Below are 21,212 nucleotides of genomic sequence, written 5' to 3' on the forward strand. Positions count from 1 at the left end.
TCCTTCTCCTTGGAAACGACCTGTTCGAAACGGGTTGCGGTGGCGATTGTTCCTGGGTTATTCCCGCTCCAGCGCGGCGCGGTGGGCTATCAGCACCCATAACAGGCCTTCGGGCCGGAAATCGACCTGAACCGTGCCTCGGAAGGCGGAAGCGGCATGCGCCTTGATGACGGTCGTGCCGAAGCCGGAGCGCGAGGGCTCTGTGACCGGCGGGCCGCCGCGCTCTTCCCAAGTGAAGCGGAGCAGGGCATCCGACTTGTCTTCGTCCCTGACATCGTGCCAGTCGAAGCGGACGCGGCCCTGGGGGACGGAGAGCGCACCATATTTCACAGAATTGGTGGCGAGCTCATGCAGGGCAAGGCCGAGATTCTGCACTGCATCCGGCTTCAGGACGAAATCATTGCCGGTGATTTCGATCTGTTCGTGCGATTGCGGGAAGGCCTGCAGATGGATGTCAACGACCCGCCGGAGCGACACGCCTCCCCATTGCTCGCTGGTCAGAAGCTCGATCGAACGCACCAGCCCCTCAAGGCGATCGGCGACGGCGGCTTGAAAGGTTTCGACGCTGTCGGCCTGTTTGGCGAGCTGGCGCATCATGGCCTGAGCAAGCGTGAGAAGGTTCTTGGTGCGGTGGACGAGTTCATGCATGACGAAGCGCAACCGGTCTTCGGTCTGGCTGCGATCGAATGAGGCATTCGAAAGAGCGATCGCCACCTGGTTCGCCTCGATGACGCTCGTTTCAACGGGTGAGACGATATGGCCCTTGCCCATGCGGTTCGCCATGTCGGCGATCTCGCGGATGGTGGTGCGGACCTGTCTCGCGACGGCATAGGCGGCCAGCACCGCGACGAGTACGAGCGCGACGCCGCCGATGATGAGGAAACGCCAGGTGCTGAGAATCGAAGCCTGCGCCACCGGCCCCCAGATCACCGTCTTCCAAGACCAGCCGGGAATTTGTGCATAACCGAGAAGCATGTGCGGCAGGATCGACTTATCTTCGAAGACCCCTCGGGAAAAACCAAGCGCCGGCAGGATGCGCGGATCGAAGGGGGTGCCGGGCTTGAGGGCGGCGGGACCTGCGGCAACGACGACGTGGCCGCTTTGGTCGAGAACGGCGGCCGACCAACCGGGGGCAAGACCCTGGGTCGTCACCAGCCGGCCGAGATCACTGGCGTCCTGGGTGATGATGAGGGCGGCGACAGGATCGCCCTCTCTTGGTAAAGTGACGTTGTAGACCCACTCGCCGCTGGTTCTGCCGCGAAAAACATCGGACGCCTCGATTTGGCCGGATTTCATTGCGGCATCGAGGGCGGGGATGTTTGCCGTCTTTCCGAGCGGAGTGCCGAAAGGCCGGCGCGTGTTCAGCAGTTGCTGACCATTGCGGTCGACGGCGAGGACATAGAGCGCATTGTTCCGCAGAGCCGTTTCCGTGCGTTCGTGAAAGGAGGCGAGGTCGCCGTTTTCGAGCTCCGGGGAGCTCGACAGCAGCCGCAACGTCGTCGCCATGTCCTGAAGCTGGCGATCGATGATGCGCGAAAGGGCAAGCGCGTCCTGCGCCGTCTCGCGCTTCAGCGTCGAGCGCTGGTTGTCCTCCAGCTGCAGCAGAAGCAGCGCCACGAAGGCGAAGATCGGCAGCGCAATCGCCACCGCCATGGCGACCAGATAGGTGCCGATCGAAGCTTTAGGAAAAAACAGTGCGACGATCTTCATTTATTGCGCGCCGCCGCTACAAGTCCCGGTATCGCCGCGTCCTTTGTGCGTCCTGAAAGACGCGCGGCGCTGCTGTGCGCGCTGTCCGCAACAGTTTTCGTCTGCGGTCAGGAAAGCAAAGATCCGCATCTCTCGCAAACCGCCCTCAACGTGTTTTCGCATACCCCGATAGCGGGCTATCGAAGCATCCGCATGTTAGGGGGAGCAAAAGCTGGTTGCAACACCGTATCACATGCCATCGAAGACCGCGGCGGGTTTTCCGCCCCTCTTTTCAAAGCGATGCGCCCGCCTTCGTGACGGCGCGCTCCCGCTGTCGGTTGCTGCGCGCGCACCGGGCCGGTCACCGATTAAGCGGTTTGCAGGAGATTTCTTGCAATGCCGAGGTTCTGGGGCATCCGATGTTCCGGCCGCCCCAATTCACATCCTTAGCCGGCTGGAGCGCCGACTCGGGCAAGACCATCGCGGGCCGGCTGGTATTTCGGGTCAAGCCCGACCGCATGGCGATAGGAGCGGGCAGCCTTGGCCTTGTCGCCGCGGCGTTCGTAGACAAGAGCCTGGTTGGCCCAGGATTCGGCGATGTTGCCGTTGAGATCGATCGCGTGATTGAAATCGGCAAACGCGTTGTCGTCGTCATTCAGCGCGATGTAGGAGATGCCGCGGCCATTATAGGGCTCGGGCGAATTCGGCGAGAGCGAGATGGCCTTCGAGAAATCGTCGATGGCCTTGTCTTGCTGATTGCGCTTCTGGTAGATCAGGCCACGATTGTGATAGGCGCGGCCATCCGTCGTGCCGAGCTGGATCGCCTTGCTGAAATCATTGAAAGCTGCATCGTCCTGGCCGGCCATGCGATAGACATTGCCGCGGCCGATATAGGCGACGTCGTAGCTCGGATTGATCTGCAACGCGGCGTTATAGTCGGCAATCGCCTGGGCCTGCTGACCCATGTTGCGATAGACTAGGGCGCGGTTGGCATAGGCCTGGAAGAAGCGCGGATTGATCTGCAGCGCCGTGTTGAAATCGTTCAGCGCCGGACGGAACTGGCCGCCGCGGCCGTAAGCGGAGCCGCGGACATTATAGCCTTCGGGATCCCGGGGGTTGGCGTTGATAACCGCCGTCAGCGAGGCGATGTTCTCTTCCGAACCCTGCGCCTTGTCGATGCGGATCACGGCGTCCGTGGTATTGGTCGTTTCGCAGCCGGCAAGGCCGAACATGGCGGCCAGCGCCATAGCGGGCAGCAATGCGGTTTTCTGCAAGGCGCGGGACGGATTGAAGGTGGTAACAGCCATTCGGGCTCGCTTTCCCCATGCGGCATATCCGATATTGGGATATGCGATCTTCAGCGGCAAACTAAAAAGGCGGCGGCGAACCAATCGCCCCCGCCACAATGCATCTGAAAACGTCGAAAAAACGACGGCAACGCTTAGCGTGCGACCAGGCCTTCGCGCTGGGCGCGCTTGCGGGCCAGCTTGCGAACGCGGCGAACAGCCTCGGCCTTTTCGCGAGCACGCTTCTGCGACGGCTTCTCGTAGTAGTCGCGCATCTTCATTTCGCGGAAAATGCCTTCGCGCTGCATCTTCTTCTTGAGAGCGCGGAGAGCCTGATCGACATTGTTATCGCGGACAAGTACCTGCACGAGAATCACGTTCCTTTGGTTGGTTGATGCCTGAGGCGGCGCAGCGCCAGGGGCAAAAAAATAACGTTCGCGCGGCCGCAGCCTTGCGATTGGTGATGCGGGATAGCAGATCGGGTCGGGGAAGTCCAGACGGATATGGGAGGCAGGCGGAAAAATCACGCCTGCCCGGTATCCTGTCTCGATCGCGCCGACTCCGGCAGGGCTTCATCCAGAGCTGCAATCGCCTCCTTGAGCGCCGTCCTGACCCGAAGGCGGTCGGCAGGCTCGACCCGGCTTATATCCAGATGCAGGTCGAGGCCGGCGAGATGTTCGCTCAGAACGCGGCTCTTATGGTCCGCGCCGAGCGTCAGCCCGTCCACAGCATAGGGCACGATCTCGCGCTGTATGCCCTTCATCGTGATCGGCGGCAGCGGATGGGCATCGACGATCTCGTCGACCAGCGCATAGGTTTCGTAGCTGATGACGATCTCTCCGCCCTGGGCGATCGATTGCAGGCGGGCGGCGAGATTGGCCTCCGCGCCGATGATCGTATAGTCCATGCGGTCGCTGCTGCCGAAATTGCCGACGTTGCAATAACCGCTGTTGATTCCCATGCGCACGACGAAAGGCTCTTCGGTGCCGTTTCTGCGCCATCTGTCCTTCAGTTCGCCGAGACGGCGCTGCATGTCGACGGCCATGCGCAGGCAGGCTTTCGCATCCTCCTCCGGGCCCTTCGTTTCCGGGTCGCCGAAGAAGACCAGCATGGCGTCGCCGATGAACTTGTCCACCGTGCCCCCATGGGCGAGTGCAATGTTCGACATTTCGGTCAGATATTCGTTGAGCATCTCCGTCAGCGCTTCCGGCTGCAGCCGCTCGGTGGTCGCGGTGAAATCCTTGATGTCGGAGAAGAAGATCGTCAGGCGCTTGCGCTCGGTATGGACCACCACGTCCTTCTGCCCGCTGAAAATGCTCTTGTAGATCTGCGGCGAGAGGTAGCGTGAAATCTTCAGCGAGACGCTGGCGAGGAATTCGTTGGCAGCTTCCAGGTCCTGGTTGGCGTTATGGATCGCGCGCGCCTGCTGTCGCTGCAGCAGAATGAAGCTGAGGCCGATGATGGCGACAAACAGAAAATAGCAGAGCAGGTATTTGAAGGCGAAGACGTTGCTCGCATAGGGTTGCCGGATGATCACTTCCTGAATGCCGCGCACATCGCCCACCTTCCAATCGGTCTTCGGGCTTTCCGGGTGGCTGTTGTGGCAGGCAACGCAGGCCTGGCCCATGACGACAGGGGTGATGAACCGCAGGGTATCGGTCAGTCCGACACGGGTGAGGTCGTTCAGCGTCTGTTGTGGATTGGCTCGCAGCGCCGCGAGCGCTTGTCTCTCGAAGTCATCGAGCTCGTGGGATGCTCGGCTCTTGAACGGCAGATCGGAGACGAAACGGTAGGTAATATTGGCCTGCTGTTCCTTGATGACGTCGCCGAGCTCCAGCGAAAGTGTTGCCGGCAGCGGGATGGCGCCTGGAATGTTGGCGTAGTTGTGGGAGACGACCGTGCCGGCGGTCGCACCGCTGGCATGCGCGGCCAAAACCCGTCCGACGACGTTCGCCGAATAATAGGAGCGAATGCTCGAGATCAGCGAACTCATATCACGCGCCTGTCGCCGCAAGGTATTTCCCGAGAGATCGCTGATGTCGAGCCAGACGGCAAGCGGCAGTCCTGCAAGCATCGCCAGCACGACGACTATCAGCCAATAGCCGCTGCGGCGCACGGCGGTTTCGGAAATCACGGGAGCCCCTCACTCTTCCATCTAAAAGCATTCGCGCTTCGCGCCGTTACAAGAACATTTCACCGCGCGCCCGGCAAGATCGAAGCCATGCCGTCCAAGCAAAAGCGTGGCCGAACTGACGGCGTCGCCGAATTTGAAGGCGCCGTTGCGCCGACCGGCGGGAAGCGAGAGGCTGGAAAGCGAAAAGAAGCGCCGCAAGCGCATGGGCGAATGGCGTTCGGATAGAAAGCGGCGTAGCCTGTCGGTCGGCAGGGGGACACCGGTTGGGATGATGACGCGCGTGCAGCAAATCGGTGTCGTTATCGGCCTGGTGATCGTGGCTGCCCTGACGATGCTGCGGGCAGACGATCCCGGGATCTTCAAGCTGATCCGGGGCGTGACCTTCGACGAGTATCAGCGCCTGCTTCCGAGAACATTCGAACCCATGCCGGTCCGCGTGATCGATATCGACGAGGCGTCGTTGCGTGAATTCGGTCAATGGCCGTGGCCACGGGATCGGTTGGCTCTGCTGGTGGACCGGCTTTCTGACATGGGCGCGGCGGCCATCGCCTTCGATGTCCTCTTTTCGGAGCCGGACCGGCTGTCGCCGCGCAACGTGGTGCGCGAGGTCGCGGGGGTTGATCCATCGCTGGCCGAGAAGTTTCCCGACAATGACGAGATCTTTGCCCGCTCGATCTCCGGCAAACCCGTCGTGCTCGGCTTCGGGCTTTCCAACGAGGGCGGTTACCGGCCCCCTGTCAAGGCGGGCTTTGCTTTCACCGGGGAAAGCCCCGTCTCGGCTCCGCCCTACCTCGCCGCATCGACGCCGCTCAGGCCGCAATTGGAAGCCAATGCTGCAGGGCTCGGCCACATCAGCCTCAATCCCGGCAATCCTTCGCCGGTGGTGCGGGCGGTGCCGTTGTTCCTGACCGACGGCGTGCAGCTCTATCCCAATCTCGCGGTCGAGGCGCTGCGCGTCGCGCAGGGTGTATCGACGTATGTATTGGCCGGCGCGCCCGATCGCGCCGGCGTGATGGCATCGGCAAAGATCGGCGATTTCGTCGTGCCGCTGACGGCGGCGGGCGAATTCTGGCTCTATGTCAGCCCCGACCGGGCCGAGCGCTATATCTCCGCCCGCAAGGTGCTCGCCGCCGGAGGCGCCTCTCCCGATATCTCTGCCGCCATTGACGGAAGCATCGTCTTCGTCGGCACCTCGGCGGCAGGCCTGCAGGACATCCGTGTCACGGCGCTCGGCGAGAATGTTCCCGGCGTTTCGATGCATGCGCAGGCCGTCGAACAAATTCTCTCCGGCCGTTTCCTGTCGCGGCCCGATTGGGCGGACGGGCTGGAAATCCTCACGATCGCGGTGCTCGGATGCCTGCTCGTCGTGGTGACAACCTTCGTCAGTCCAGCCGTCGCATTGGTCTGCGGCCTGCTCATTACCGCAATGGCGCTCGTGGCCTCCTGGTTCTCCTTCCTCTATGCGGGGCTTCTTCTCGATCCGTTGGCTCCGATCATCAGCGGATCGATCACCCATTTTGCGGCAACCTCGTTCCGCATTCTGGTGATCGACCGAGAAAGGCGCGAGGTGCGGCGCGCCTTCGGACATTATCTTTCTCCGTCACTGCTCCATCGCATCGAGCATAACCGCGATGCCTTGCGCCTCGGTGGAGATGACCGGGAGCTGACGGTGATGTTCGTGGACGTCAGGAACTTCACCGAGATCAGCGAACGGCTGGCGCCGACTGATGTCGTTGCCTTCCTGAATACATTGCTCGACGCGCTGAGCCGTCATGTCGTGGCTAACGAAGGTACTCTTGATAAGTTTATCGGCGATTCGATCATGGCATTCTGGAATGCGCCGGTTGATGTTGCGGATCACGAAATCAAGGCGGTTCGCACGGCGCTCGCCATGCGCGAGACACTCGCCGAACTGAACGCCAGCGACGCCTTCGGCTTCGGACCCGATCAGGAGGTCGGCATCGGCATCGGCATCCATACCGGCGTTGCTTGCGTCGGCAATATGGGCGCCAAGACCCGCTTCAACTATTCGGCGGTCGGAGATGCGGTCAACGTCGCAGCTCGCATCGAGTCGTCCTGCAAGGAGATAGGCTTCGATATCCTCATCTCCGACAGCACGGCACGCTCAGTGCAGGGAATGGCGGTGATCGAGGCCGGCGCCCTCTCGCTCAAGGGAAAGAGCAGCCGGACGCAGATTCTTGCGGTCATCGGCGATGAACGCGTCGCAGCGTCCCAGGAATTCGCCGCGCTCGAGGTCCTTCACAAGCAACTTATGCAGGCCCTGCAATCGCATTCGCGGAACAGCCGGAAGCTTATCGGCGCGGCAAAGCACAGTGCTGCGCACGTGCTCGGCGGTCTGACCGAATTCTACCAGCGTATATCGGGCAGGACCGATCATTTTCGCGAAGTGCCGGAGGCGGTCGAAAAAAGCGCCGCCGACTGACTGGCCTCAGCGACCGCGATTGAAATCGCGGCCCCTGTGGTGGTTCCGATCGTTGTCATGATCATCATCACGATCGCCATCTCCATCATGGTGGTGGTCGTGCTCTCGATGATCCAGGCCGTGATTTCCCGGCTTGCCGTCGTCGTCGTGCCGGCCATGGCCTTCATGCTTATCGGGTCTATCCGGCTTATCATGATGAGGCTTGTCGTGGTGCGGCTTGTCGTGGTGCGGCATGTCGTGGTGCGGCATGTCGGGCCTGTGCGGTCGCTCCTTTTGCGGCTCGGCCTGTCTCTGTGGCGGATCCTGCCTTTGCGGAGCGGGTGCAACTGCCGGCGGCGGCCGGTTTCGATCGCTCCTTTCCGGCAACAGCGAAGCCATGTTGCATCCGCCGAGCATGCCGAGGCCACCCGAAAGCCGCTGGTTACCGGAGAGGAAGGGCAGGGCGCGCTGGTTTCCAAGGCTCTGGAGGACGTCACGATCCACCCGGCGGGCTGACGTCATATCGCCATTCGGCTTGGCCACGACGCAGTCGCAGCGTTGCTGTAGCTGCCGGCAGCCGCCGGAGCCGCAGAAGCGGGCCGCGCCGTTCAAGAGGACGACGGCGGTGGTGCCGTCTGGGCCGACATAAAAATCGAATGCGGTGCCGCGCACGCCGATCGTGCCTGCCGGAGTCAGGATTTGATAGGCCGAGGATTTGGAATTGCCGCTGACCCAGCGGAAGGTCCCCTTGGCGGCCTTGATGGTGAGTTGCCTGACAGATTGAGAATCGTCGAAAACATATCTGTCGATGACGACGGAGGAACCCCAGCCGACCGCAAGCTTGGTGCCGTCCCTAAATACAAACTGGCCGAGCCCCGACTGCGATGTCTTGATGCGTTCGTCGCGATGAACGCTTGTATTGACTTCGATGGGGCCGGCTTGTCCCGTTACCTCGGTCTTGATGACGACAGCCTGGCCGACCGGCTCGGCGGCAGCAGCCAGCCCGACGCCGCAAAGCGTAAGAAATAGCGCCTGGAATAATAAAAGCCGCCCCCGCATGCACATGATACACCAATCCCGGCAAGGGGGAAAAATTAACATCTCGGCAACTTCTTGTCTGTTCGCCCTCTTGGGTTAGGGGCAGCCCTGCCGCCAGCTGGAAGCGCGGACCTTCGCAAGATCCTGCAGGATGATATTCGTTTGGGTTTGGGAAGCGGCGCTTGACACCATCGGAAATTGCGCAGTTTTCGACACGATGTCGTTCAGTGTCAAAAGCGAAGCTCTCGCGCGTCGCAAAAGAGCCGTTGTGCCGCAATTGGATTTGCGATTTGTATGGGCGCGAGAACAGCCCTTGCCCGAAGGAGAAGAAGGCGGATGCGGAAATATTCGGTTTTTGCCGTGGCGCGGGAGGCCCTTCGCGGCCACAGAGGTTGGGAGAAGCAGTGGACTTCGCCGGAACCGCGCGCCGAGTACGACGTCGTTATCATCGGCGCTGGCGGACATGGCTTGGGAGCCGCCTATTATCTTGCCAAGGAACACGGCATCACCAATGTGGCGGTGATCGAGAAGGGCTGGCTCGGCGGCGGCAATACCGGGCGCAATACCACCATCATCCGTTCGAATTATCTCTATGAAGAGAGCATGCACATTTACGAGCATTCGATGAAGCTCTGGGAAGGGCTTTCACAGGAGCTCAATTACAATGTGATGTATTCGCCGCGCGGCGTGATGATGCTTTCGCACAATATTCACGACCAGCAGTCGTTCAAGCGACACATCCACGCCAACCGGCTCTACGGCATCGACAATGAATGGCTGACGCCGGAGCAGGCGAAGGCCTATTGTCCGCCGCTCGACATCTCTGCCAGCGCGCGCTATCCGATCAATGGTGCGGCGCTGCAGCGCCGCGGCGGCACGGCGCGGCACGATGCGGTAGCCTGGGGATATGCGCGGGCAGCCTCCGATCGAGGCGTGCACATCATCCAGAACTGCGAAGTGACCGGCATCCGGCGCGGTCCGGACGGACGGGTGACAGGGGTCGAGACCTCGCGCGGCTTCATCGGCGCCAGAAAGGTCGGCGTATCGGCCGCGGGCCATACATCGACAATCATGAAGATGGCGGATGTGCGCGTGCCGCTACAGTCGAGCCCACTGCAGGCGCTGGTTTCCGAACCGTTGAAGCCGATCTTCCCCTGCGTCGTCATGTCGAACACGGTGCATGCCTATATCTCGCAGTCCGACAAGGGCGAGCTCGTCATCGGCGCCGGCACCGACCAGTATAATTCCTATTCCCAGACCGGCGGGTTGCAGATCATCACGCATACGCTCGACGCCATCTGCGAACTCTTCCCGATGTTCCGGCGCGTCAAGATGATGCGGCAATGGGGCGGCATCGTCGACAATACGCCGGACCGTTCGGCGATCCAGTCGAAGACGCCGGTTCCGGGGCTTTACGTCAATTGCGGCTGGGGCACCGGCGGCTTCAAGGCGACGCCAGGCTCGGCCAACCTCTTTGCGCATCTGATCGCCCGCGATGAAGCGCACAAGTTCAATGCCGGCCTTACGCTGGAACGCTTCCGCAGCGGCCGGCTGATCGATGAAGCGGCGGCTGCGGCGGTGGCGCACTGATGATGAACGTGTTCGCTCAGATGCTCGCTTCTTTCGTTATTCACGCCCTCGTCCGCCTTGAAAGCACCTTCTCCCTGCTGGGGAGAAGGGGAGGAGAAGGAAAACTCACATGCTGCTGATCCATTGCCCTTATTGTCAGGAAGAGCGTTCCGAGCTCGAATTCCGCGGCGCGGGTGACGCGCATATCGTGCGGCCGGCCGATATCGCCTCGATCTCGGACGAGGAATTCGAAGAGTATTTCTTTCTGCGCGACAACCCGAAGGGGCTGATCTTCGAGCGCTGGCGGCATATTCACGGCTGCGGCCGCTTCTTCAACGCGGCGCGTGATACGGTGAGCGACAAGTTCATCATGACCTATAAGGCAGGCGAGCCGAAGCCGCGGATCGGTGCCGAGGCCGAACAGCACGGGCCTGTCGAGACCTATGAAGCCGTGGAAGGAGAGGCGCAATGAGCGGCGCAAATCGTATCGCCGGCAAGGGGCGTCTGACGCCTGCAAAGACCGCGCGCTTCAGCTTCGACGGCACGAGCTATACCGCGCTCGAAGGCGATACCGTCGCCTCGGCGCTGATCGCCAACGGCATTCATCTTGTCGGCCGTTCGTTCAAATACCACCGGGCCCGCGGTATTCTGTCCGCAGGGGCCGAGGAGCCGAACGCACTGATTGACGTCGCCCGCGACAAGGCGCGCAAGCAGCCGAACGTGCGCGCCACGGTGCAGGAAATCTTCGACGGCATGATCGTCCAGTCGCAGAACCGCTGGCCCTTGCTGGCCTTCGATGTCGGTGCGGTCAACAATCTGATGTCGCCGTTCTTCGCCGCCGGCTTCTACTACAAGACCTTCATGTGGCCGCGCTCCGCCTGGAAACACGTCTACGAGCCGTTCATTCGCCGCGCTGCCGGTCTCGGCGTCGCGCCGACGGAGGAGGATCCGGACCATTATGCCAGCCGCTACGTCCATTGCGACGTGCTGGTGGTCGGCGCCGGTGTTGCCGGGCTTTCGGCCGCGCTGGCCGCGGCCGAGACCGGCGCGAAGGTGATCCTTTGCGACGAGCAGGCGGAAGCCGGCGGTGCGCTGCGCTACGATGCCGGCGTCAGGATCGACGGACAGGATGGTTACGCCTGGGCGCAGAAAACCGTGGCGCGGTTGAAGGCGATGGACAATGTCGAAGTGCTCATCCGCACGACCGCCTTCGGCTACTACAACCACAATTTCGTCGGCCTTGCCGAACGCGTCACCGATCATATCGCCAAACCATCGAGCGATCTGCCGCGCGAGCGGCTGTGGCAGGTCCGCGCCAAGCGGGTGATCCTCGCCAACGGCGCGATCGAGCGGCATATGGTATTTCCGAACAACGACCGGCCCGGCATCATGCTGGCTTCGGCGGGGCGGATGTATCTCAATCATTACGGCGTTGCTGTCGGAAGCAATGTCGGCATCTACACTGCGCATGACTCCGCCTATGAGGCGGCCTTCGATCTGAAACGGGCCGGCGTTTCGATCGCCGCCATCGTCGATTGCAGGCAGGCGCCGGGAGCTGCGGTGCTGGCAGAGGCGCGTTCGCTCGGCATCGATGTTCTCACAGGCCAGTCGGTCGTCAACACGGCAGGGCGGCTGCGCATCTCATCGATGACGGTGGCGCGCAACGGCGGCGGCTCGCCACGCAAGATCGCGGTCGATGCGCTTCTGGTTTCGGCCGGCTGGACACCATCCGTGCATCTGTTCTCGCAGTCGCGCGGCAAGGTGGCCTTCGATGCGGAAAGCCAGCGCTTCCTGCCCGGCACCTATGCGCAGGATTGCCTGTCGGTCGGCGCCTGCAACGGCACCGACGACTTGCAGCGGACGGTCGAGGAATCGCTTGCCGCCGGCGAACTGATGGCGCAGGCCGCCGGCAAGAGCGGCGGCGGGAAAATCACGATCTCGGCCGAGCAGCCCTATGACTGGACGGGCGGGATGATCGGCGCCGCCGAAGGCGCCGGGCCGAAGACGAACGCCAAGGCCTTCATCGATTTCCAGCACGATGTCTGCGCCAAGGATATCCGCCTTGCCGTGCGCGAAGGCATGCACTCGATCGAGCATATCAAGCGGTTCACGACCAATGGCATGGCCTCGGACCAGGGCAAGCTTTCCAACATGCATGGCCTGGCGATTGCCGCGGAAATGCTCGGCAAGGAAATCCCGCGGGTCGGTCTCACCACCTTCCGCGCGCCCTACACGCCGGTGACCTATGGTACGCTGATCGGCCATTCGCGCGGAAAGCTGTTCGATCCGACGCGCAAGACGCCGCTGCACGGCTGGGAAGAAGCGCATGGCGCTGTTTTCGAGGATGTCGGCAACTGGAAGCGCGCCTGGTTCTATCCGCGCTCGGGCGAGACCATGCATCAGGCGGTTGCGCGCGAGTGCCGGACGGCCCGCGAGTCGGCAGGCATCTTCGACGCCTCGACGCTCGGCAAGATCGAGGTGGTGGGCCCGGACGCGGCGAAATTCCTCAATCTCATCTACACCAATGCCTGGGACACGCTGAAGCCCGGCAAGGCTCGCTATGGCATCATGACGCGTGAGGACGGCTTCGTTTATGACGACGGAGTCGTCGGTCGCCTGGCTGAGGATCGGTTCCATGTGACGACGACAACAGGCGGTGCGCCGCGGGTTCTCCACCATATGGAGGATTACCTGCAGACGGAATTCCCGGATCTGAAGGTGTGGCTGACCTCGGTGACCGAACAATGGGCTGTCATCGCCGTGCAGGGGCCGAAGGCGCGCGCGATCGTCGAGCCTCTCGTCGAAGGGGTGGATCTTTCGAATGAGGGCTTCCCGCATATGAGCGTTGCCGAGTGCACGGTCTGCGGCGTACCGGCGCGGCTCTTCCGCGTGTCCTTCACCGGTGAAATCGGTTTCGAAATCAACGTGCCGGCCGATTACGGCCAGTCGGTGCTCGAGGCGGTCTGGGCTAATGCCGAACCGCTCGGCGCCTGCGTCTACGGCACGGAGACGATGCACGTTCTGCGCGCCGAGAAGGGCTATATCATCGTCGGCCAGGATACGGACGGGACCGTGACCCCTGACGATGCGGGCGTTGCCTGGGCCGTTTCGAAGAAGAAGAAGGACTTCGTCGGCATTCGCGGGCTGCAGCGGCCGGACCTCGTCAAGGAGGGGCGCAAGCAGCTCGTCGGCCTTGTCACCAAGGATCCGAAGCTGGTGCTCGAAGAAGGCGCGCAGGTCGTCGCGAGCCCGAACGAGCCGAAGCCGATGACGATGCTCGGCCACGTCACATCGGCCTATTGGTCGGAAAATTGCGGCAGGTCGATCGCCTTCGCGCTGGTCGCCGGCGGCCGGGCGCGAATGGGCGAGACGCTTTATGTGCCGATGCCGGACCGGACAATCGCTGTCGAAGTGACGGACCTGGTGTTCTTTGACAAGGAAGGAGGCCGCATTCATGGCTGATGTCGCAATTCGCAAACCGGCGTTGGCCGGCCGTCTCGGCGGCTCCGCCACCGTGCGTCTGGCCGTCGCACCGCCTGCAAGCCGAGTGGCGCTGCGCGCGCCCGCAGGGTCGCTCAAAGCACTTTCTTTGGCTCTCGGCCTGTCTGTGCCGACCGCTCCGAAAACGTCCGGCCGCGCCGGTGCGCGCTCGGCGCTCTGGATCGGACCGGACGAGTGGCTGTTGATCGACGAAGCGGGCGGCGATCTGATGGCGGCATGTTCCAGCGCCGGCGCGCTGCATTCCGCGACAGACGTTTCCCACCGCAACGTGGGGGTCATCGTTTCTGGGCCGGGTGCGGAGGCCACGCTTGCGGCCGGCTGCCCGCAGGATCTGTCGCTGTCTTCCTTTCCGGTCGGCGCCGCCTCGCGGACCGTTTTCGGCAAGGCAGAGATCGTGCTTTTTCGCACGGAAGAAGACACGTTCCGGGTGGAGTGCTGGCGGTCGTTTTCCGATTACGTCTTCGGGCTCTTGGCCGAGGCGGCGGAAGATGCCGGCCATTGAGGCTTTAAGGCCGGTTGCTTAAGAACCAGATGAAATTTTCAGGGCCGCAACTGACCGTTGCGGCCCATTTCGTACCAATGTGTGGCATCCGTGATGGATGCGGGGAAGCCGTCGTCAATCCGAGCGGGTAGGAAAGCGGCTCTTGCCTACGCGTCTTCCGGGCGGTCCTTCGGATCGAACTGGATGATGGTGATCCATTTTGCCGTCAGCGCCGGCTTCTTCTCGTTTTCGATTTCGATCGTCACGTCGTAGGTGGTCATCAGCATGCCGCCGCCGCGGAAGCGGGCGTCGGAGAGCAGGAAGCGGCCGCGCACCCGGGCGCCGCTCTTGACCGGCGTCATGAAGCGGACGCGGTCGAAGCCGTAGTTGATGCCCATGGTCTGCTCGCGCACTTTCGGCAGGCAATTGTAGTTCATCGCCGACAGCAGGGACAGCGTCAGGAAACCATGGGCAATGGTGCCGCCGAAGGGGCTTTCGGATGCCGCGCGCTCGGGATCGACATGAATGAACTGATGGTCGTCGGTCGCCCCCGCAAAGGCGTCGATCATTGTCTGGTCGACGGTGATCCAATCCGAAAGACCCGTTTCCATGCCGATCAATCCCCGCACGTCGGAGAGTGAAATTTCCGTGACCATGAATTCCTCGTGAGAAAAGCCGCCGGGCAAAGCCTTATCGTGCATTTATGACGATTTCGACAAGGATTTGCATGAGTGGGGGAAGGCGGTCATTTTTCTACGAAAAAGGCGACCGAGCGTGGCTCGATGGTCACGCGGGCGTCGGCCTTCTTCGCTCCCTCCGGCGTCAGTTGGCGCCAGCCCGGCTCGTTTTCCGACGGAAGCGTAAAGAGCTGGCGACTCTCCGAGCGATTGAAAAGCACGGCAAGCCGGGTTTTTCTGCCGCGCGAGGCGCGGTCGCCGGTGCCGAGCAGCATGCCGAGGGTCGAGAGCGACTGCGTCTCCCATTCGGCAACGGTCATCGGTTCGCCGGAGAGCGAGATCCATTCGACATCGCCATTGCCGGAGAGGAAACCTGTTTCGGAAAAAACAGTGAAGCGGCGGCGCAATCCTGCGACGAAAGCGGTATGGGCGATAAGATCCTCGTTCAGCGCCTTCCAGTCCAGCCAGGTGATCTCATTGTCCTGGCAATAGGCATTGTTGTTGCCGTGCTGGCTGCGGCCGCCCTCGTCACCCGCCGTCAGCATGATGCTGCCGCGACTGGCAAAGAGCGTTGATATCAGGGCCATCACGTCATTGATCCGGCGCTTGCGAATGGTGGGATAGAGGGTCTCGCCCTCGACGCCATTGTTCCAGGAATGGTTCTCGTTGTGGCCGTCCCGATTGTGCTCGCCGTTGGCGTCATTGTGCTTGCCGGCATAGGAGACGAGGTCGATCAGCGTGAAGCCGTCATGGGCGGCGAGGAAATTGACGCTGCGCGTCCCTTTGCCGTCATTGCGGGAGAAGATGTCGGAGGAACCGGCAAGCGCCGTTGCGAGCGAGCCGGTCTTCCAATGGTCGCCACGCCAGTAGCAGCGCAGATCGTCGCGAACCCTGTCGTTCCATTCGAGGAAGGGGCTGGGGAAATTGCCGATCTGGTAACCACCCGGGCCGATATCCCAGGGTTCGGCGATCATGATGCGGTCGGCGAGCACATCATCGGCGAGGATCGCGGCGAGCGTTCCCCCATCGCGCTCGAAGCCGCTCGCGGTGCGGCCCAGCACCGGGGCGAGATCGAAGCGGAAACCATCGACGCCGGCGTTGAGCACGAAATGGCGCAGGCTGTCGATGACGAGGCGCCTGACCTCGGGATGGTCGCAGGCGATCGTGTTGCCGGTGCCGGTATCATTGATGAGTTCGCCGGGGCTGTTTGGGGCGTGGCGGTAATAAGACAAGTTGTCGAGGCCGCGCAGCGACAGCGTCGCGCCATAACGATCGCTCTCGCCGGTATGGTTGAAGACGAGATCGAGGATGACGGCGATGCCTTCGACGTGGAGCGCGGCAACGGTCTTGCGCAGTTCGGCCATGCCGCCGGGGACAATTCGCGGATCGAGCGCCATCAAACCGACGGGGTTGTAGCCCCAGCCGTTGGTGAGACCGAGCGGCGGCAAGTGGCGCTCATCGATCCAGGCGGTGATCGGCATCAGTTCGACGGCATCGACCCCGATCCGCTTCAGATGCGCGATCACCGATGGATGGGCAAGGGCTGCGACGGTACCGCGCTCGGCCTCCGGCACATCAGGGTGAAGAATGGTGAAAGGCCGCACCGCCACTTCATAGATAAAACCGCCCGGTTTGAAGAGCGGCTTGCCGATTGCGGCTGGGGTATCGGTGGTGACGATCGCCTTCGGCATCAGGTCCTGGCTGTCCTCGCCATAGAGGCCGAGGCGGGGATCGTAGCGGAACGGCCGGTCGATTTCCTTGGCGTAGGGATCGATCAGCAGTTTGGACGGGTCGAACCAGAGGCCGTTGTCGGGCGCATAGATGCCGTCGGCGCGATAGCCGTAACGAGCGCCTTGCCCGAGGCCGTCGACGAACAGGCGATGGGTATGGTTGCCATCGCGGGCCATCGGCAGGCGCGCGAATTCCCGGTTGCCGTCATTTTCGAAGAGGCAGAGTTCGATCTGCGCGGCATGATGCGACCACACGGCAAATTCGACGCCGGTCTCGAAGACGATCGCGCCCCGCGCCGAATTGCTGTCCCGCATGTCCCCCCCGGATCAGGTGATCACGGTTGGCTCATCGCGTCCCGTGCGCACACCAATGCTGGCAATGCTTTCGGCGGCCGCAATCAAGTCGGCGAGCGCTTCCTGCGTTTCGATGTTGTGACGAGTCGAATCCGGCTCGTAGCGCTCGATATAGACGCGCAAGGTTGCGCCAGACGTGCCGGTGCCCGACAGGCGGAAGACGACGCGGGAGCCGCCTTCGAAGAGCACGCGGATGCCCTGATGCTCGCTGACCGATTTGTCGATCGGATCATGATAGGCGAAATCATCGGCCTTCTCGACCTTCAAGCTGCCGAAGCTCTTGCCGGGCAGGGTGGAGAGCTGGCTGCGGAGATTGTCCATCAAGTCGTTCGCCGCGCTGGTGTCCAGGCCTTCATAGTCGTGGCGCGAGTAATAGTTGCGGCCGTAGGTCTGCCAGTGCTGAGTGACGATGTCGGCGACGCTCTCGCCGCGCACGGCAAGGATGTTCAGCCACAGCAGCACGGCCCAGAGGCCATCCTTCTCACGGACATGATTGGAACCGGTGCCGGAGCTTTCTTCACCGCAGATCGTCGCCATGCCGGCGTCGAGCAGGTTGCCGAAGAACTTCCAGCCGGTCGGCGTCTCATACATGCCGATGCCGCGTTTTTCGGCAACGCGGTCGGCCGCGCCCGATGTCGGCATCGACCGGGCGATGCCGGCGAGGCCGCCGGAATAGCCGGGGGCGAGATTGGCGTTGGCGGCAAGGATCGCCAGACTATCGGAGGGGGTGACGAAGATGCCCCGGCCGATAATGAGGTTGCGGTCGCCGTCACCGTCGGACGCGGCGCCGAAATCGGGCGCGTCCTCTCCCATCATCTCATCGAAGAGTTCCTTGCAGTGAACCGGGTTCGGATCGGGATGATGACCGCCGAAATCCGGCAGCGGCATGAAGTTGCGAACCGAACCCAAGGGAGCGCCGAGGCGATTTTCGAAGATCTCCTTGGCGTAGGGGCCGGTGACGGCGCTCATGCCATCGAAAGCGATGCGGAAACCGAGGCTGATCAGATTGCGGATGGCGCCGAAATCGAACAGTTCTTCCATCAGCGCGGCATAGTCCTCGACCGGGTCGATAACCGAGAGGATCATGCCGCCGGGAAGCTCGTCCTTGCCTATGCGGTCGAGATTGACGTCGGCGAAATCGGCGATCTTGTAGCTGTCGATCGTCTTGGAGCGCGCATAGATCGCGTCGGTGATCTTCTCCGGCGCCGGGCCGCCATTGTTGATGTTGTATTTGATGCCGAAGTCTTCGGTCGGCCCGCCGGGATTGTGGCTGGCCGACAGAATGATGCCGCCGAAGGCCTTGTACTTGCGGATGATGTGGGACGCGGCCGGCGTCGACAGAATGCCGCCCTTGCCGACCATGACCTTGCCGAAACCGTTGGCGGCGGCCATCTTGATCGCCTTCTGGATGACTTCGCGATTGTAGTAACGTCCGTCACCGCCGATGACGAGGCACTTGCCCTGATAGCCTTCCAGCGAATCGAAGATCGACTGGATGAAATTCTCCGCATAGTTCGGCTGCTGGAAGACCGGAACCTTCTTACGCAGACCCGACGTGCCGGGTTTCTGGTCCAGATAGGGCGTGGTGGGTACGGACTTGATCATTTTAGGTCACATGCCTTTCGAGACGAGGCTTGAATAGAGGGCAGCGTAGCGTTCGGCGCTCTTCTCCCAGGAGACATCCGATTTCATGCCTTGCTTTTGCAATTGGGTCCAGAGTTTTCGGTCCGCGTAAAAATGCATCGCACGGCGGATTGCCTGTAGCATGCCCGTTTCGGTCACGGGTGAGAATTGTATGCCGGTTGCCACTTTCGCCGCAAGTGCGGCGTGATTGGCGTCGATCACCGTGTCATTCAGCCCGCCGGTGCGCGCGACGATCGGCACGCAGCCATAACGCAGGGCGTAAAGCTGGGTCAGGCCGCAGGGCTCGAAGCGCGACGGGATGATGATCGCGTCGCAGCCGGCCTGCATCAGATGCGACATCGGCTCGTTATAGCCGATCGAGACACCGATCCGGCCGGGATGACGGCTGGCGGAGGCAAGCAGCGCGCCTTCAAGTGCGGCTTCGCCGGAACCGAGCACGACGAGCTTGCCGCCCATGGCGACGATCTGGTCGGCGACGTTGGCGACGATATCCATGCCCTTCTGCCAGGTGAGGCGGCTGATGACGCAGAAGATCGGCGCATCGTCATTGTCGAGGTGGAAGAACTCGGCGATCGAGCGGCGGTTTTCCTCACGGCTCTTCAGCGTTGTCGGGCCATAATGGGTGTGGACGACGGGATCGGTCGCCGGGTTCCAGACATCGGTGTCGATGCCGTTGACGATTCCATGCAAATCGTCGATGCGGGTGGCGATGACGCCTTCGAGCCCCATGCCGAATTCCGGCGTCAGGATTTCGTCGGCATAGGTCGGGCTGACGGTCGTGACCGCATGTGCGGTCTGCAGGCCGCCCTTGAGGAAGCCGACCGTGCCGTAATATTCGATGCCATCGACGGCGAAGGCATGATCGGGCAGGCGCAGGCCGGGAAAAATCTCGGAACCGAACTGGCCCTGGAAGGCAATGTTGTGAATGGTCAGCACGCTCGGCAGTTCCGGGGTTGGATAATAGCGCATGTAGACGGATGTCAGCGCCGCCTGCCAATCGTGCGTGTGGACGAGATCCGGCCGCCAGCCGGGCAGCAGACCGGCGGCGATCTCGGAAGCGGCGAGCGACAGGGCGGCGAAACGGCGCCAATTGTCGGGATAATCCTTGCCAAGCGGATCAAGATAGGGACCGCCCGGCCGGTCGTAATAAGCGGGCGCGTCGAGGACGAGCAGATCGAGGCCCTCGTGTTCAGCCTCGAGCACGGTCGCTCGCTCACCGAGCAGGTCCGCGAATTCGAGCCTGACGACAGGGTCGCGAATGACCTTCATGACGGCGGGGTAGCCGGGCAGGAGGGTCTTGGTCTCGACCCCGAAGTCTTTCAGAGTAATGGGCAGGGCGCCGGACACATCGGCCAAGCCCCCTGTCTTGATCAGAGGGAAGACTTCGGACGAAACCGAAAGAACTTTCATAAGTCAAATATCCAGCTTGTCGATCATCGGCTGAGTGATCAGGCAGATGCCGCTTTCCGTCCGTCGGAAGCGCTTGGTGTCGAGCTCGGGATCCTCGCCGACCACAAGACCCTCCGGAATGACGACGCCATGGTCGATCACCACGTTCTTGAGCTGGGCGCGCCGTCCGATCTTCACATTCGGCAGGATGACCGCTCCCTCCAGCTTGGAAAAGGAATTGGCCCTGACGCCGGTGAAGAGCAGGCTCTTGTTGAGGCTGGCGCCTGAGATGATGCAGTCGCCCGAGACGACGGAGGACGTGGCCGATCCGCGGCGGTCGTCGTCGTCATGGACGAACTTCGCCGGCGGCGTGATCTCGGCATAGGTCCAGATCGGCCAGGACTTATCGTAGATATCGAGTTCCGGGACGATGGCCGTCAGGTCGATATTGGCCTGCCAGTACGCGTCGATCGTGCCGACGTCGCGCCAGTAGGGCTCGTGCTCGAAATCGGAACGGACGCAGGACTTGGCGAAACGGTGGGCGACCGCCTTCCCGTTTTTGACGATATAGGGGATGATATCCTTGCCGAAATCGCGGCTCGAGGTCGGGTCGGCGGCGTCGCGGCGCAGCGCATCGAGCAGGAACTTGGTGTGGAAGACGTAGATGCCCATCGAGGCGAGCGCGAAATCCGGCTTGTCGGGAATGCCGGGCGGATCGGCCGGCTTTTCGATGAAAGCGAAGATCTCATCCTTTTCGTTGACATGCATGACGCCGAAGCCGGTCGCTTCCATGCGCGGCACTTCCAGGCAGCCGATCGTCACGTCCGCGCCGGAATCGACATGCTGCTGGAGCATGTATTCATAGTCCATCTTGTAAACATGGTCGCCGGCGAGAATGACCATGTACTCGACGCCGTAATCCTCGATAATATCGATGTTCTGATAAACGGCGTCGGCAGTGCCTTCATACCACTGCGTTTCAGAGACGCGCTGCGAGGCAGGCAGGATGTCGAAACTTTCGTTTCTTTCCGGACGGAAGAAGTTCCAGCCGCGTTGCATGTGACGGATCAGCGAATGCGCCTTGTACTGCGTCGCGACGCCGATGCGGCGAATGCCTGAATTCAGCGCGTTCGACAGGGCGAAATCGATGATGCGGGCCTTGCCGCCGAAATAGACAGCGGGCTTGGCGCGTCGGTCGGTGAGTTCCTTAAGACGGCTCCCCCTGCCGCCCGCCAGAACATAGGCCATTGCATCGCGGGCAAGTGGCTGAATACGCTTCTCTACCATTTTCTCCTCCC

At 62.0% G+C, this 21,212-nt stretch carries 15 protein-coding genes; 5 read left to right on the forward strand and 10 right to left on the reverse strand.

All coding sequences use genetic code 11. From position 1 onward, the window contains the following. Window positions 1–57 precede the first annotated feature (57 nt). The 4 genes from B5E41_RS23120 to B5E41_RS23135 form a co-directional block, all read right to left on the reverse strand. Window positions 58–1,710, reverse strand: coding sequence for a sensor histidine kinase (locus tag B5E41_RS23120; protein WP_088396215.1), 1,653 nt, complete (start codon window positions 1,708–1,710; stop codon window positions 58–60). 425 nt (window positions 1,711–2,135) lie between these two features. After that, window positions 2,136–2,996, reverse strand: coding sequence for a tetratricopeptide repeat protein (locus B5E41_RS23125; protein ID WP_088396216.1), 861 nt, complete (start codon window positions 2,994–2,996; stop codon window positions 2,136–2,138). Between the two features lie 134 nt (window positions 2,997–3,130). Further along, the gene (gene rpsU / locus B5E41_RS23130; RefSeq protein ID WP_003585885.1) at window positions 3,131–3,343 is read right to left on the reverse strand and encodes a 30S ribosomal protein S21; all 213 of its coding nucleotides are present in this window, start codon (window positions 3,341–3,343) and stop codon (window positions 3,131–3,133) included. 155 nt (window positions 3,344–3,498) lie between these two features. After that, window positions 3,499–5,049, reverse strand: coding sequence for an adenylate/guanylate cyclase domain-containing protein (locus B5E41_RS23135; protein WP_245303136.1), 1,551 nt, complete (start codon window positions 5,047–5,049; stop codon window positions 3,499–3,501). A 331-nt stretch (window positions 5,050–5,380) separates the two neighbouring features. Between B5E41_RS23135 and B5E41_RS23145 the strand changes: the two genes are divergently transcribed. Further along, window positions 5,381–7,552 (forward strand): CHASE2 domain-containing protein, encoded by a 2,172-nt coding sequence (locus tag B5E41_RS23145; protein WP_088396249.1) that lies wholly within the window; start codon window positions 5,381–5,383, stop codon window positions 7,550–7,552. 6 nt (window positions 7,553–7,558) lie between these two features. On the opposite strand, the gene B5E41_RS23150 is transcribed toward B5E41_RS23145, so the two are convergent. Beyond that, window positions 7,559–8,590 carry a FecR family protein gene (locus B5E41_RS23150; protein ID WP_088396250.1) on the reverse strand — a complete coding sequence of 344 codons (1,032 nt, stop codon included), beginning with the start codon at window positions 8,588–8,590 and terminating at the stop codon, window positions 7,559–7,561. 315 nt (window positions 8,591–8,905) lie between these two features. Between B5E41_RS23150 and B5E41_RS23155 the strand changes: the two genes are divergently transcribed. The 4 genes from B5E41_RS23155 to B5E41_RS23170 all read left to right on the forward strand — a co-directional run bounded on the left by B5E41_RS23155 (window position 8,906) and on the right by B5E41_RS23170 (window position 14,141). Further along, window positions 8,906–10,159 carry a sarcosine oxidase subunit beta family protein gene (locus B5E41_RS23155; RefSeq protein WP_011426818.1) on the forward strand — a complete coding sequence of 418 codons (1,254 nt, stop codon included), beginning with the start codon at window positions 8,906–8,908 and terminating at the stop codon, window positions 10,157–10,159. 109 nt (window positions 10,160–10,268) lie between these two features. After that, window positions 10,269–10,610 (forward strand): sarcosine oxidase subunit delta, encoded by a 342-nt coding sequence (locus tag B5E41_RS23160; protein WP_064804970.1) that lies wholly within the window; start codon window positions 10,269–10,271, stop codon window positions 10,608–10,610. Continuing rightward, window positions 10,607–13,600 (forward strand): sarcosine oxidase subunit alpha, encoded by a 2,994-nt coding sequence (locus B5E41_RS23165; protein ID WP_088396219.1) that lies wholly within the window; start codon window positions 10,607–10,609, stop codon window positions 13,598–13,600. The genes B5E41_RS23160 and B5E41_RS23165 overlap by 4 nt, the downstream gene beginning before the upstream one ends. Continuing rightward, window positions 13,593–14,141, forward strand: coding sequence for a sarcosine oxidase subunit gamma (locus B5E41_RS23170; RefSeq protein WP_088396220.1), 549 nt, complete (start codon window positions 13,593–13,595; stop codon window positions 14,139–14,141). Before B5E41_RS23165 ends, B5E41_RS23170 begins: the two co-directional genes overlap by 8 nt. 146 nt (window positions 14,142–14,287) lie before the next feature. Here B5E41_RS23170 and B5E41_RS23175 read toward each other — a convergent pair whose 3' ends face one another. From B5E41_RS23175 to glgC, 5 genes are all read right to left on the reverse strand, one after another. Further along, window positions 14,288–14,776, reverse strand: a complete 489-nt coding sequence (locus tag B5E41_RS23175) for a MaoC family dehydratase (RefSeq protein ID WP_088396251.1) — start codon at window positions 14,774–14,776, stop codon at window positions 14,288–14,290. 89 nt (window positions 14,777–14,865) lie between these two features. Further along, window positions 14,866–16,842: a glycogen debranching protein GlgX gene (glgX, locus tag B5E41_RS23180; protein WP_088396221.1), complete on the reverse strand. Its 1,977-nt coding sequence runs from the start codon at window positions 16,840–16,842 to the stop codon at window positions 14,866–14,868. A gap of 12 nt (window positions 16,843–16,854) precedes the next feature. Continuing rightward, complete coding sequence (locus B5E41_RS23185) at window positions 16,855–18,486, reverse strand: alpha-D-glucose phosphate-specific phosphoglucomutase (protein WP_088396222.1); 1,632 nt, start codon at window positions 18,484–18,486, stop codon at window positions 16,855–16,857. Window positions 18,487–18,492: 6 nt separating this feature from the next. Then, window positions 18,493–19,935, reverse strand: a complete 1,443-nt coding sequence (gene glgA / locus B5E41_RS23190; protein WP_088396223.1) for a glycogen synthase GlgA — start codon at window positions 19,933–19,935, stop codon at window positions 18,493–18,495. A gap of 3 nt (window positions 19,936–19,938) precedes the next feature. Next, the gene (gene glgC / locus B5E41_RS23195; protein ID WP_064804961.1) at window positions 19,939–21,201 is read right to left on the reverse strand and encodes a glucose-1-phosphate adenylyltransferase; all 1,263 of its coding nucleotides are present in this window, start codon (window positions 21,199–21,201) and stop codon (window positions 19,939–19,941) included. Window positions 21,202–21,212 lie beyond the last annotated feature (11 nt).

Source organism: Rhizobium esperanzae, assembly GCF_002204185.1.
In the GTDB taxonomy this organism is placed as follows: Bacteria; Pseudomonadota; Alphaproteobacteria; order Rhizobiales; family Rhizobiaceae; genus Rhizobium; species Rhizobium esperanzae.